Consider the following 12,888-nt stretch of genomic DNA (forward strand, 5'->3'; position numbering starts at 1 on the left):
GAGGAAGGCGCGAACTACTTCGCGGGGGTCTTCTCGGCGTCGGTAGCCTCGGCCTCGAGGCGGGCCTCGGTCGCGGCGTCGGACTCGACGGCGTGCTCGGGAACGATCGACGCGTCTGCGGCGGCCTCGTGCTCGGCGACGACGGCGTCTGCGTCGTTCTCTTCGGTGGGCGTCTCCGCAGCGATGACGTCGGCGACAGCGGCCTTCGTGGCGTCGGACTCGACAGCGTTCTCGACGAGACCGTCGACGGCCTCGATCTTCTCGGACTCGGTCGACGGGTTCTCCGACGCCTGGAGGAGCTCGCGCTCCCACTCGGCCAGGGGCTCGACGGCCGAGACGTTGCCGGCCTCTTCGGGCTTCTGGTGACGCTGGATCAGGCCCTCGGCGGCGGCGTCGGCGATGATGCGCGTGAGCAGGCCCACGGAGCGGATCGCGTCGTCGTTGCCCGGGATCGGGTACTGCACGTCGTCGGGGTCGCAGTTGGTGTCGAGGATCGCGATGACGGGGATACCGAGCTTGTGCGCCTCGTCGATGGCGAGGTGCTCCTTCTTGGTGTCGACGATCCAGATCGCCGACGGCGTCTTCGTGAGGTTGCGGATACCGCCGAGGCTCTTCTGCAGCTTGACGAGCTCGCGCTTCTGAATCAGGAGCTCTTTCTTCGTGTAGCCGCGCGTGGTGTCGTCGAAGTCGACCTCTTCGAGTTCCTTCATACGTGCGAGACGCTTGGAGACCGTCTGGAAGTTGGTGAGGAGGCCACCGAGCCAACGCTGGTTGACGTAGGGCTGGCCGACGCGCTGAGCCTGCTCGGCGATGGAGCCCTGAGCCTGCTTCTTGGTTCCGACGAAGAGGACCGTTCCGCCGTGGGCGACGGTCTCTTTGACGTAGTCGTACGTCTTGTCGATGTGCACCAGCGACTGCTGCAGGTCGATGATGTGGCTGCCCGAGCGCTCCGTGAGGATGAATCGCTTCATCTTCGGGTTCCAACGACGGGTCTGGTGTCCAAAGTGAACGCCGCTGTCGAGCAGCTGGCGAATGGTTACAACGGCCATGAGCCGTCTCCTGTTCTTCGACGGCGGCTGCGCAGGTCGCAGTTCATCACGAACTGTTCGCGCCACAGGCACACGTCAATCGGTTTCTTACCGTCGACCTGTTGGCGACGGTTCCTGGTGCCCAGCACGCCTCCGACCACCGATCACACACTCCTGCAGAGCAGGAGGGAGAGGGGAGGACCGAGTGGAGTCGTGACAAAAAGTCAGCGGGCACGCGTAGTCACCCCGACGGATCGAGGTGCTCCGGAAACTATATCACCCCTGTTGCTTGGCGTAGTACTCGCGCAATTCGACCGGATCGGCAGCCTCGAGCCTGCGCGTGAAGTCGCTGTCGAAGCGGGCGACGACGGGAAAATCGCCGAGCGGCACGATCGAGTGGACCACCTGATCGGCATAGACGTGCACGAGAGTGATCGACTGGCCACCAGCTCGACCCACCAGCGTCGACTCCGGCGCCGTGACGTCCATGGTGTAGCAGGTCGCCGCGGCGACGGCCACGGGAATACCGGCGAACAGGCCATGGGTCGAATAGTGGAGGTGCCCGCCCAGGATCGCCCGGATGTCGCTGCCTCGGACGACATCGGCCAGCTCGTGCTGCCGCTGCAACTCGAGAACCTGCATGTAGGCCACGGGGCTCGGAATCGGAGGATGGTGCAGTGCGAGGAGTGTGCCGTGCGGAGCGGCGACCGACAGCTGCTCGCGGAGCCAGTCGAGTTGCTCGGAGGCCAGCTCGCCGTGGTGGTAGCCCGGAACCGATGTGTCGAGGGTGATGACTCTCAGCCCGTCGAGATCGACCACGCGATCGATGGGGGTCGCGTCGTGCGAGACGTCGCCGTCGCCCGCGTCGAGGAGCCCGGCTCGAAAGGCCGACCTGTCGTCGTGGTTGCCCATGACCCACAAGATCTCGGCGCCCATGCGCGCGGCCGCCGGCTCGACGATCGCGCGAACCCGGTCATACGCATCCGGTTCGCCCAGGTCGGCGATGTCACCGGTGAACACCAGCGCATCGATGTCGATGCGAGAGGCCTCGAGTGCGGCCATCGCCGCCGACAGCGTGGCGTCGGTGTCGATACTGCCGTACAAGGGCCTGCCACCGCCCAGAAAATGGGTGTCGCTGATGTGCGCCAGCACATGATCGGCTGGAGGGTATTGACCGAGCTGCATGGAGGCAGCCTATTTGGCGCCGCCGACTCCGTCTTTCTCGCGCCGACGCCCGCGCACGACGCTCAGGCTTCCCGTCTCTTCGAGGGCGACGCCCTTCGTCTCGGGGATCTTGAAGAAGACGAAGAAGAACGACAGCACGGCGAACGCGGCATAGAGACCGTAGGCCAGGGTCAACGAGACGTCCTGCGAGATGATCGGGAACGTCATGGTGACGGCGAAGTTCGTGAGCCACTGGGCGGCCGCGGCCACTCCGAGAGCACGACCACGGATGCGAGTCGGGAAGATCTCGCCGAGAAGCACCCAGACCAGCGGGCCCCAGGAGGCACCGAAAGCGACGACGAAGAGGTTGGCACCGACGAGAGCGATGATTCCCCACGCTCCCTCGAGGCTGGGCTTGCCGTCGACGAGTTGCGCCTGGCTGAACGCCAGCGTCATCGAACCGAGGGCGACCGCCATACCGACAGAGCCGAAGAGCAGGATGGGCCGTCGACCGACCTTGTCGACGAGGAAAATGGCGACGAAGGTGACGGCCACGTTCGTGACCGACGTGATGACCGAGATGGTGAGAGAGTCGCTCTCTTTGAAGCCCACGCTCGACCACAGGGTGGTCGAGTAGTAGAAGATCACGTTGATACCCACGAGCTGCTGCAGCATCGAGAGGATGATGCCCACCCAGACGATGGGCAGAAGGCCGAAACGCTTTCCTCGCAGAGAGCCCTTGTCGGCATTGGCCGCGTCTTCGCGAATACCGGCTTCGATGTCTGCGACGGCCTTGTCGAGCTGGTTGGCCGGCGTGATCGAGGCCAGCACCTTCGTGGCCTTCTCTTTCTTGTCGGTCATCAGCAGATAGCGGGGCGACTCGGGCAGCTTGAGAGCGACGAGGCCGTAGACGATGGCGGGCACGGCGCATACGAGGAACATCCACCGCCAGGCGTCGAGACCCAGGAAGAAGACCTCGCTCGCGCCCCCGGCGACATTGGCCAGGATGGCGTCAGAGAGCAACGCGGTGAAGATACCGATGGTGATCGCGAGCTGCTGCAGCGAGGCGAGGCTGCCTCGGATCGCCTTCGGGGCGATCTCGGAGATGTAGGCCGGGGCGATGACGGAGGCGATACCGATGCCGAGACCGCCGACGAGGCGCCAGATGGTGAGATCCCACGCGGCGAAGGCGAAGCCGGAGCCGAGCGAGCTCACCAGGAAGAGCACGGCGCCGATGAGCATGACCGGGATGCGGCCGAGACGATCGGCGAGGCGACCGGCGACGTAGGCGCCGACGGCACAGCCGAGAAGAGCGGATGCGACGGCGAAGCCGGTGAAGGCCGCCGTGAGGCTGAATTCGTCTTGGATCGCGTCGACCGCGCCGTTGACGACGGAGGAATCGAATCCGAAGAGGAAGCCGCCGATGGCTCCGGCGGCCGCGAGCGCGATGACCTTGCGCCTGAGCTTCTTATCGGTTTTCACGTCGGTCTCCGTTTGCCCTGCGCCCCCGCTGGTTGCCATGATCTGCTCCCTCTTGTGACCGACAGTGCGCGCGTCACGACGCTGTCCCTAACAGAACGATCTTGGCACGAACTCTCCCCCGTTCGGGGCATCCTGCCTGTCCTTGGTGTCCCCCTTGACAGGCTGGACTGCATGCGTCGGTTCGGTAGTCACCTCCTTTTACGACAGCGCGCGGTCCTTCTCGCGCCGGTCATCGTCGTCCAGGCGCTCGTCGCGTCGTCGCCGATCTCCGCCGCACCTGCCTGGGATTGGCCCCTCGGCCAGCCCCACGTCATCGTCCGAGAGTGGCAGCAACCCGTCGACGACTACTCCCCCGGTCATCGTGGCATCGATCTCGCGGCGCCTCCGGGCACGGTCGTCGTCGCACCCGAAGCAGGAACCGTTCACTTCTCCGGACGCGTGGTGGATCGTTCGGTCCTGTCGATCGCTCACTCAGGAGATCTGATCTCGAGCTACGAACCGGTCGAGAGCACGCTCAAGAAGGGCGACCGGGTGACTCGCGGACAACAGATCGGCACGGTGGCCTCCACGATGCACTGCGCCGAATCGTGCCTGCACTTCGGCGTTCGGCACGACGGCCGGTACATCTCGCCCCTTCTGCTGCTCGAAGCACGCCCCAGAGCGGTGCTGCTGCCGGTGTCGCGCGTCGACGTCGGCGGGGTCGACCAGCGGATGCCGCGGGTCAGGCCCGCGGGTGCGCCTGACGGTAGGTCTCGCGCAGCCTCTCGGTCGTCACGTGGGTGTAGATCTGGGTCGTGCCGAGGCTCGCGTGACCGAGCATCTCCTGCACGGCCCGCAGATCCGCACCGCCGTCGAGCAGGTGGGTCGCTGCCGTGTGTCTGAATGCGTGAGGCCCCTCCGGGCCCGAGCCCGGAACATCCAGCAGCAGTTTCGAGACGATCGCGTAGACCGAACGAGCACCGAGGCGCGCTCCGCGAGCACCGAGATAGACGGCCGACGAAGCGGCGCCGTCGCTCGCTCGCGCCGCCAGCGCGGGCCGCCCTCGCTGCAGATAGTCGGCCACGGCGAGATGAGCGGGCTGGCCGAAGGGAACGACGCGTTCCTTGCTGCCCTTTCCCAAGACGCGCACCGTGCGTCGATCGAGATCGAGATCGCCGGTATCGATGCCCACGAGTTCGGAGACGCGCAGCGCCGATGCGTAGAGCAGCTCGACGATGGCCAGGTCGCGAAGAGCGACCGGCTCACCATCGACGGCGCGAGCCGCCAGGGAGTCGAGCACCGTGTCCATCGCCTCTCTCGAGAGAACGCGGGGAAGACTGCGATCGGGTTTGGGCGCCCGAAGCCTCGAGGCGGCGTCGGTGGTCTTCTCCGTCGAGCGAGAGAGCCAGGCCGAGAAGCTCTTGGCCGTGGCCGACCGCCTCGCCAGGGTGGCCTTCGAGAGCCCGGACTGCGAGGCGGCCCACAGCCAGTCCCGGTAGACCTCGAGCGTCAGCTCGTCGGTGTCGTCGATCGTCTTGAGTACGGCGAAGGAGGCCAGCGCGGCGAGATCCGAGCGGTATGCACGCACGGTATGCGGCGAGTAGCCGCGCTCGCCCACGAGATACGACACGAAGTCGTCGATCGCGCGTTCCAGCTGCATGCCTTCAGCATGCCGCCTTCGGCACGGATTCGCGCGCAGGCCACCCGCTGCAGCACGCCGATTGTCAGACGGCCGCCAGGTGCAGAACGAGCGCCTGCTCGGGCAGGAGCAACGGCATGGTCAGACCGAGCTCGCCGAGAACACGACCCGACAGGGTGACGCCGCCGTGAACCCACCAGGGAGGCGGAGCATCCTGCAGGACGCGGGGCCACTCGCCGAGCTTCACCGCCCGAACCCGGTACACGAGATCCGGGTGCAGACCGGGGAACCTCACCGGCGCCACGGCCGAGTCGCGAGTCGCGGCGACCGTGACGATCGAGAAGATCGCGGCCATCGCATCCGCCGCCACGATGCCGTGCAGCTGACGGGCCGGATCGACGTCATCTGCTCGCACCAGCACGCCCGAGTGCAGAAGCGCCCGCTGCTCGCGATAGAGCGAGGCCCAGACGCGGATGGCGTCGAGCTCTGTCTCGCTGGCGGTCGTCAGATCCCACTCGATACCGGCGTGGCCGAACAGTGCGGTCGCGAGCCGGAAGCTGAGCTCGTGGCTGCGACCGGTCGTGTGCGCGGTCGGGGCACCGAGGTGCACGCCGAGGAACTCCGGCGGCACGAGACCCGCCGTGTAACGGTAGATCGACTGACGCTCCAGCGAGTCGTTGGTGTCGCTCGGCCAGACGCGGTCGGTGCGCTCCAGCACGCCGAGGTCGACACGTGCGCCGCCCGACGAACACGACTCGATCTCGAGCGTCGGATGCTGCGCTCGAAGCGCGTCCATGAGCCGATAGCAGGCGAGCGTCTGTCGGTGGGCCGAGCCGCCGAGCAGGTCGCGGTTCTGATCCCACTTCAGATAGGCGATCGGGTACTCGTCGAGAAGAGCGGAGAGCTGGCCGAGCACGTGCGCGAAGGCCTCCGGGTTCGACAGGTCGAGCGCCTGCTGAAAGCGCCACGATTGCGGCAGCTCGGCGTTCCCGGCCGACAGCACCCACTCGGGGTGGGCGCGGAACACGTCGGAGTCGACGCTCACCATCTCGGGCTCGACCCACAGGCCGAAGTCCATGCCGAGTCCGTGGACTCTCTCGATCAGGGTGTGCAGCCCGTCGGGCCACTTGGATGCGTCGACGACCCAGTCTCCGAGCGCACGTCGGTCGTCGGTGCGGCCCGTCATCCAGCCGTCGTCGAGCACGAAGCGCTCCACGCCCACGCTGGCGGCCGTCTCGGCCAAGCGGGTCAGCTTCGCGAGATCGTGGTCGAAGTACACGGCCTCCCATGTGTTCAGCATGAGCTTGCGCTCGCCGAGGGGGCGCTTCGAGCGGAGAAAGCCGTGAAGGCGCTCGGCGAGGCCGTCGAGACCGTTCGCCGACCACGCGGAGACGAGCCAGGGAGAGCGGTAGGTCTCCCCCGTGGCCAGGCGCACTTCTCCCGGTTCGATGAGTTCGCCGGCGCCCACGAGAGAGTGGCCGGTGGCCGATGCCTCCGCCCACAGACGCTGGTCACCGCTCCAGGCGAGATGAGAACCCCAGATCTCTCCGTGCCGAAAACCGAAGCCCGGGGTGCCGGCTACGAGCAGGAATGCCGCGTCGTGGCCGGGCCTGCCGTGCCGGCTGTCTCTGGTCCACGTTCCCACGCCGAGATCGTGGCGTTGCGGTTGACGTTCCCGGGGCCAGCGACCGGTGAAGTCGAGCAGCTCTCGCGCCCTCGCGGGCACAGGAAGGGTGGCGTCGAGGGAGGCCAGCGAATACACGCTCGATCCCTCGTTGCGCACGCTGAGCCGCTGGCGCACGACACCCTGCGCCGACATCTCGATGTCGATCTCGGCGACGAGAGCCGTTGCATCCGGTTCGCCGACGACCGGCGGGATCGTCTCGAGAACGAGGGAGAGATTGAGGCCTGCGTGCCGCGTCTCTCTGAGGCGGAGCGACGCCGTGTGCTGCACGCCGAGTGTGGAGATCGGCGTGCCTTCGTGATAGCCGGCGAGGCCGGGCCTGCCCGACCACCCGTCGGCCATCAGGGGAACGATCCGCTGCGTGAGAGGCGAGTCGATGGAGCTGGGGCCGATGGCCGGTCTCTGCGCCTCGGCGAGGTTCTGCAGGGCGTGCTGGTCGAGTTCGCCCAGATCGGCCCCGAAATGAATAACGGCGGGCACGGCCGTGCCGCGGGCGTCCAGCACGAAGCTGGTGCCCGCGGCACGGAGGTGGTGGATCATGCTCACTTGTTGACGGGGATCGCAGCCGCGTCGAGGGCGTCGATGGTCTTCTTCTGACCCGTCTTCAACGCGTCGGTCAGCGTGCCGGTGCCACCCAGCACCTCACCGAAGCCGTCTGCGACGTCACCGTAGGTCTGCGTCATCGTGGGACCCCAGACGAAGTCGGAGTTGGTCTCGTTCGCCGCGGTCGCGAACGTGTCGTAGATCTTCTGTCCGCCGTAGAAGTCGACGCCGTCGCCGAGCACGGGCAGCTTGAGTCCGGCCTTCGTCGCGGGGTAGAGATTGGCTTCCTTGTTCAGAGCCGTGAGGGCCTCGTCGGAGGTGTTGAGCCAGAGAGCGAACTGCGCCGCCTCGTAGGGGTGCTTCGAGCCCTTGAGCACGGCCGTGGACGAACCGCCCCAGTTGCCTGCCTTGTTCTCGCCGGCCTTCCACTGCGGCATCGGCGCAACGGCCCAGTTGCCGGATGTGTCAGGGGCGCCGCTCGAGATCGAGTTGGCTCCCCAGACGGCCGAGATCCAGGTCCAGTCGCTGCCCGTGTTGTAGGCGTTGTTCCACTCGTCGGTCCAGGCCGGAACCTTGGAGACGAGGTCGGTGGAGATGAGGCCCTGCCAGTAGTCGGCGACCTTCTCGGACTCGGGCGAGGTGAGGGTGACGTCCCATTTGTCACCGTCGTTCGAGAACCAACGACCGTCTGCCTGCCAGACGAGACCGGCGAACCAGTTCACGTCGTTCTGCGGGAAGTTGGTGATGTAGCCGCCCTGCGTGCGGATGGTCTTCGCGGCCTCGGCGTACTCGTCCCAGGTGGTCGGCACGGCGATACCGGCCTTCTCGAACAGATCCTTGCGGTAGTACATGGCCATGGGGCCGGTGTCCTGCGGGATCGCGTAGACCGAGTCCTTCTCTCCGAAGGTCACCTGGTTCCAGGTCCAGTCGATGAAGTCGTCTTTGCTCTCGGTGACGTTCTTGCACGACGCGATGTTCGTGAGGCCGTCCTGCACGCGGAAGTTCGGCAGAGCGTCGTACTCGATCTGGCCGAGGTCGGGGGCGTTGCCGGCACTCAGCTGGTTGAAGAAGTTCTTGTAGGTGCCGCCGTTGCCGTTCGGGCCCGTCTGGACGGTGACCTGGATGTCGGGGTTCTCCTTGTTCCAGATGTCGACGACCTTATCGATTCCGGGGATCCACGACGTGTAGCTCAGTTCGACCTTGCCGTCGCTCGGAGCGCACGCGGCGGCGTCGCTGCCACCGGCGCTTCCGCCGCTGCCGCCTGCGGCGCATCCCGTGAGGCTGATAGCCGCGAGAACACCGAGCGCCACGATGCGCTTGCTGTTTTTGATATGCATTTTCTCTTCCTTTGACTGTGCGGTTCTGTGGTGAGGGGTCGTGCGGGTGGCAGCGGCTACTTGACGCTGCCGGCCCCCAGCCCTCCGCGCCAGAAGCGCTGGAGGCTGAGGAAGGCGATGATCAGCGGGATGATCGACAGGAAGGCCCCGATGATGACGAAAGTGCGGATCTCGGGGATCTGGTTGACCTGCGAGTTCCAGGTGTAGAGGCCGAGGGTGACGGGGAACAGCGTCTGGTCGCGCAGCATGATGAGCGGCAGGAAGAAGTTGTTCCAGATGGCCACGAACTGGAAGAGGAAGATCGTGACGAGCGCCGGGGTCATGAGGCGGCGCGAAACGGAGAAGAAGGTGCGCACCTCGCCCGCGCCATCGAGCCGCGCGGCTTCGAGCAGCTCGTCCGGCACACTCGCCGCGGCGAAGATGCGAGCGAGGTATACGCCGAACGGGCTCACGATGCTCGGCAGGAACACCGACCAGAACGTGTTGGTCGCGTTGAACTGGCTGAAGATCAGGAACAGCGGCAACGCCAGCGCGGTGGCCGGAACGAGGACACCGCCGAGCACGGTGTTGAAGATCAGCTCTCGGCCGGGAAACCGGTACTTGGCGAGCGCGTAGCCGCACATCGCGGCGAAGAGCGTTCCGAGCAGCGCTCCGAAGCTCGCGTAGATGATGCTGTTCAGCATCCAGCGGAGGTAGACGCCGTCGTTGTAGGCGAACAGGTCGCCGATGTTGGTGAACAGGTTGAAGTCGGCGAACCACAGACCGGCCGTGCTCGAGAACTGCTCGCGCGACTTGGTCGAGCCGATGAACAGCCACCAGATCGGCACCAGGAAGTAGAGCGTCGAGACGCCCATCACGATCATGGCCGCGGTGCGCGACGCGAGCTTCTCTTTGGGAGCTCCGGCAGAAATCTGGCTCATTTGTCGCCCTTACGCTGGGTGAATTTCAAGAAGACGAACGACATGACGAAGGTCGCGATGGCCAGAACCACGCTCATCGCGGCGGCCAGGCTCACGTTCGGAACGGCGGAGGTCGTGTAGACCGCGATGTTGGGCGTGAAGGTGCTCGACACCGACGAGGTGAAGCTGCGGAACACCTGCGGCTCGGCGAGCAACTGGAGCGTTCCGATGATCGAGAAGATCGCGGTGAGCACGATCGCCGGCATCACGAGCGGGATCTTGATCGAGAGGGCGATCTGCAGCTGGTTCGCGCCGTCGAGCCTGGCCGCCTCGAAGATCTCGGTGGGCAGAGCGAGCAACGCCGAGTAGATGATGAGCATGTTGTAGCCGACGTAGACCCACGTGACCACGTTCGCGATCGACCAGAGCACCGTCTCGGGCGCCAGCAGGTCGAAGCCCGACGTGAAGGCGGCGAAGGGCGAGAGGTTCGGCGAGTAGAGGTAGCCCCACATGATGGCCGCGATGACGCCGGGAACGGCATACGGCACGAAGAAGGCCAGCCGGAAGAACTTCTTGCCCTTCACGAGTGGCGAGTCGAGCAGCAGCGCGAGCACCAGCGCGAACCCGAGCATCACCGGCACCTGCACCACGCCGAAGAGCGCGACGCGGCCGACGGATGCCCAGAACGCCTCGTTCTGGAACACCAGGATGTACTGGGTGAGGCCGCCGAACACCTCGACGGGCTTGCCGAACGTACCGTCGCGCTCGACGACGAGCAGGGACTGGCCGATCGCCCAGCCGATCGGCAACAGGTAGAACGCGGCGAAGAGCACGGCGAAGGGAGCGAGGAAGATCGCAATCGCCCTCTTGTGCTTGACGGGCGTGCGGCGGGCTTTCAGCCGCGGCACCGAGGTGGTCGTCACTTCTTAGTTCCTGCTCTCTCTCACGACGCGCACCGTGCCGGCCGGCACGTCGAGCGTGCCGATCCGCGCGGTCTCGTTCGTAGCTGACGCGGGCAGGCCGATCTCGGCGCCCGTGAGGATCTCGGTGCCCTGCGTTCGGTACTCGAACGCGGCATTCGTGTGGTTGATGATGAAGACCCAGCTGCCGGATTCTCCGACCCGACGCACGATCTCCACCCCGGCCGGGTGGCCCGCGGTCACCGCGACGCCGGCGTCTCTGGCGGCGCGAACGAGCGTCGTGGCGAGGGACTCCTCGTCGAGGGCCGTCGCGAGGTACCAGGCGACCCCGTCGCCGAACGCGTTGCGGGTGACGGCGGCGACACCGGGAACGGGCCCGTTCGTGAAGACGGAGACAGCCTCTGCGCCCTCGAGGCGCAGTCGCTCCGACCACAGGCGCGCACTCTGTCCATCGCTCAGTTCGAGAACGGTCGACGGGTGAAGCGGAACGAACTCCTCGCTCCGCACGCCGAGGAGTTCGCGGAAGGCGCCGGGATAGCCGCCGGCGCGCACCCGGTCGTGCTCGTCGACGATTCCGCTGAAGAAGGTCACGACGGCGTGCCCACCGGCCGCCACGTAGTCGGCGAGAACCTGAGCCGCGGCATCCGTGACGCTGTAGAGGCTCGGAACGACGACGAGCGCGTAGCTGTCGACGGGAGCGCCCGGGGCCACGATGTCGACCGTGATGCCCGCGCCGAGGAGTGCGTTGTATGCGGCGTGCACCTGGGCCAGGTAGCGCACCTCGACCGACGGATGCGAGTCGAGGTCGGTGGCCCACCAGGCCTGCCAGTCGAAGACGATGGCCACGTCGGCGTCGACGACGCTGCCGGTCACCTCGGCCAGTTTCGCCAGGATGTCCCCCAGCTCGACGACCTCGCGCCAGAGCATCGAATCCGTTCCCGCATGGGGCAGCATCGCCGAGTGGAACTTCTCGCTGCCCTGCAGCGAGGCCCTCCACTGGAAGAAGCTGATGCCATCGGCGCCGCGGGCGACGTGGCTGAGGGTGTTGCGGATCATCTCGCCGGGCGCCTTGGCGATATTGAGGGGCTGCCAGTTGACCGCCGAAGTCGCCTGCTCCATGAGCATCCACGGGCGTCCGCCGGCCAGGCCGCGCGTCGCATCCGCCGCGAACGACAGCTCTGATCGCGGGTCGCCCAGACGATGGTCGAGGTAGTGGTCGTTGGCGATGACATCCATGTGAGGCGCCCAGGCCCAGTAGTCCTGATTGCGGATGTGCGCCGTGACCATGAAGTTCGTCGTGATCGGCGCCGAGCTGTGCTTGCGGAGGATCGCCTGCTCTGCCTTGTAGTGGGCCAGCAGTTCATCCGAGCTGAATCGCATGAAGTCGAGCGCCTGGCCCGGATTTCCGGTCGATACCGTCAGCCGGGGCGTGCGGATGTGCTCCCACGACGCGTAGCGCTGGCTCCAGAACGAGGTGCCCCATGCGGCGTTCAGCTCGTCGATGCTGCCGTAGCGCTCCTCGAGCCAACCACGGAAGGCGACGGAGGAGATGGCGCAATAGCAGTGCGCGTTGTGACATCCGATCTCGTTGGAGACGTGCCACAGACGCACGGCCGGATGCGCGCCGTAGCGCTCGGCGATCTTCTCGACGAGCGCGAGCGCGTGCTCCCGGTAGGCGGGAGAGCTCGGGCAGAACGCCTGGCGTCCGCCGAATTCGCGCGTCGTGCCGTCGGCCATCATGGGCAACGATTCGGGGTAGTCGGCGCTGAACCACGGCGGCGGGCTGGCCGTCGCCGTGCCGAGGTTGATGCCGATGCCGTGCTCGTGGAGGATCTGGATGATCGTGTCGAGCGCGTCGAAGTCGTAGCTGCCCCGCACGGGTTCGAGCTGCGCCCAGCCGAAGATGTTCAGCGCCACCAGGGTCACGCCGGCCTCGTTCATCAGGCGGGCGTCCTCGAGCCAGGTCTCTCGACTCCACTGCTCGGGGTTGTAGTCGCAACCGAAAGTGAACGCGGAGACGTCGCCATCGATCAGGGTGGCTACTGCGGTCTCGCTCACGGTACGGGCTCCATTGTCAGTTCATGCTCGATCCCGCGGCCGCGCCGTCTGGGAACGCTCCCAGATTTGTCCGAACGAAAAAAGAAGGTCGGTTCTGGGAACGCTCCCAGAATATGCGCACGGATATCGAGGTGTCAATTCCGGTCGTCCGATGG

The 12,888-nt window shown here is 66.2% G+C and carries 9 protein-coding genes and 1 pseudogene; 1 reads left to right on the forward strand and 9 read right to left on the reverse strand.

The genetic code is table 11. The annotated features are described in order from the left end of the window. Positions 1-14: 14 nt before the first annotated feature. The 3 genes from rpsB to ASE64_RS01160 all read right to left on the reverse strand — a co-directional run bounded on the left by rpsB (position 15) and on the right by ASE64_RS01160 (position 3,674). Positions 15-1,049, reverse strand: a complete 1,035-nt coding sequence (gene rpsB, locus ASE64_RS01150) for a 30S ribosomal protein S2 (RefSeq protein WP_055774760.1) — start codon at positions 1,047-1,049, stop codon at positions 15-17. Positions 1,050-1,304: 255 nt separating this feature from the next. Beyond that, positions 1,305-2,213 (reverse strand): phosphodiesterase, encoded by a 909-nt coding sequence (locus tag ASE64_RS01155; protein WP_055774764.1) that lies wholly within the window; start codon positions 2,211-2,213, stop codon positions 1,305-1,307. A 9-nt stretch (positions 2,214-2,222) separates the two neighbouring features. Beyond that, on the reverse strand, positions 2,223-3,674 hold the full coding sequence (locus ASE64_RS01160) for a sugar porter family MFS transporter (RefSeq protein WP_235480450.1): 1,452 nt from the start codon (positions 3,672-3,674) through the stop codon (positions 2,223-2,225). Between the two features lie 171 nt (positions 3,675-3,845). On the opposite strand from ASE64_RS01160, the pseudogene ASE64_RS17015 reads away from it, so the two are divergent. Next, positions 3,846-4,295 (forward strand): annotated as a pseudogene (locus tag ASE64_RS17015) (M23 family metallopeptidase); the annotation flags it as partial. A gap of 100 nt (positions 4,296-4,395) precedes the next feature. Here ASE64_RS17015 and ASE64_RS01170 read toward each other — a convergent pair. The 6 genes from ASE64_RS01170 to ASE64_RS01195 form a co-directional block, all read right to left on the reverse strand. Continuing rightward, complete coding sequence (locus ASE64_RS01170) at positions 4,396-5,313, reverse strand: tyrosine recombinase XerC (RefSeq protein ID WP_055774775.1); 918 nt, start codon at positions 5,311-5,313, stop codon at positions 4,396-4,398. A 64-nt stretch (positions 5,314-5,377) separates the two neighbouring features. Next, positions 5,378-7,516 carry an alpha-galactosidase gene (locus ASE64_RS01175; RefSeq protein ID WP_055777237.1) on the reverse strand — a complete coding sequence of 713 codons (2,139 nt, stop codon included), beginning with the start codon at positions 7,514-7,516 and terminating at the stop codon, positions 5,378-5,380. Positions 7,517-7,518: 2 nt separating this feature from the next. After that, entirely contained in the window at positions 7,519-8,856 is a 1,338-nt protein-coding gene (locus ASE64_RS01180; RefSeq protein WP_055774778.1) for an ABC transporter substrate-binding protein, read from the reverse strand. A 56-nt stretch (positions 8,857-8,912) separates the two neighbouring features. Then, positions 8,913-9,776: a carbohydrate ABC transporter permease gene (locus ASE64_RS01185; RefSeq protein ID WP_055774781.1), complete on the reverse strand. Its 864-nt coding sequence runs from the start codon at positions 9,774-9,776 to the stop codon at positions 8,913-8,915. Beyond that, positions 9,773-10,678 (reverse strand): carbohydrate ABC transporter permease, encoded by a 906-nt coding sequence (locus tag ASE64_RS01190; RefSeq protein WP_055774784.1) that lies wholly within the window; start codon positions 10,676-10,678, stop codon positions 9,773-9,775. The genes ASE64_RS01185 and ASE64_RS01190 overlap by 4 nt, the downstream gene beginning before the upstream one ends. Before the next feature lie 3 nt (positions 10,679-10,681). Then, the gene (locus ASE64_RS01195) at positions 10,682-12,733 is read right to left on the reverse strand and encodes a beta-galactosidase (RefSeq protein WP_082465825.1); all 2,052 of its coding nucleotides are present in this window, start codon (positions 12,731-12,733) and stop codon (positions 10,682-10,684) included. Between the last annotated feature and the right edge of the window lie 155 nt (positions 12,734-12,888).

The sequence above is a fragment of the Agreia sp. Leaf210 genome (assembly GCF_001421485.1).
GTDB lineage: Bacteria > Actinomycetota > Actinomycetes > Actinomycetales > Microbacteriaceae > Agreia.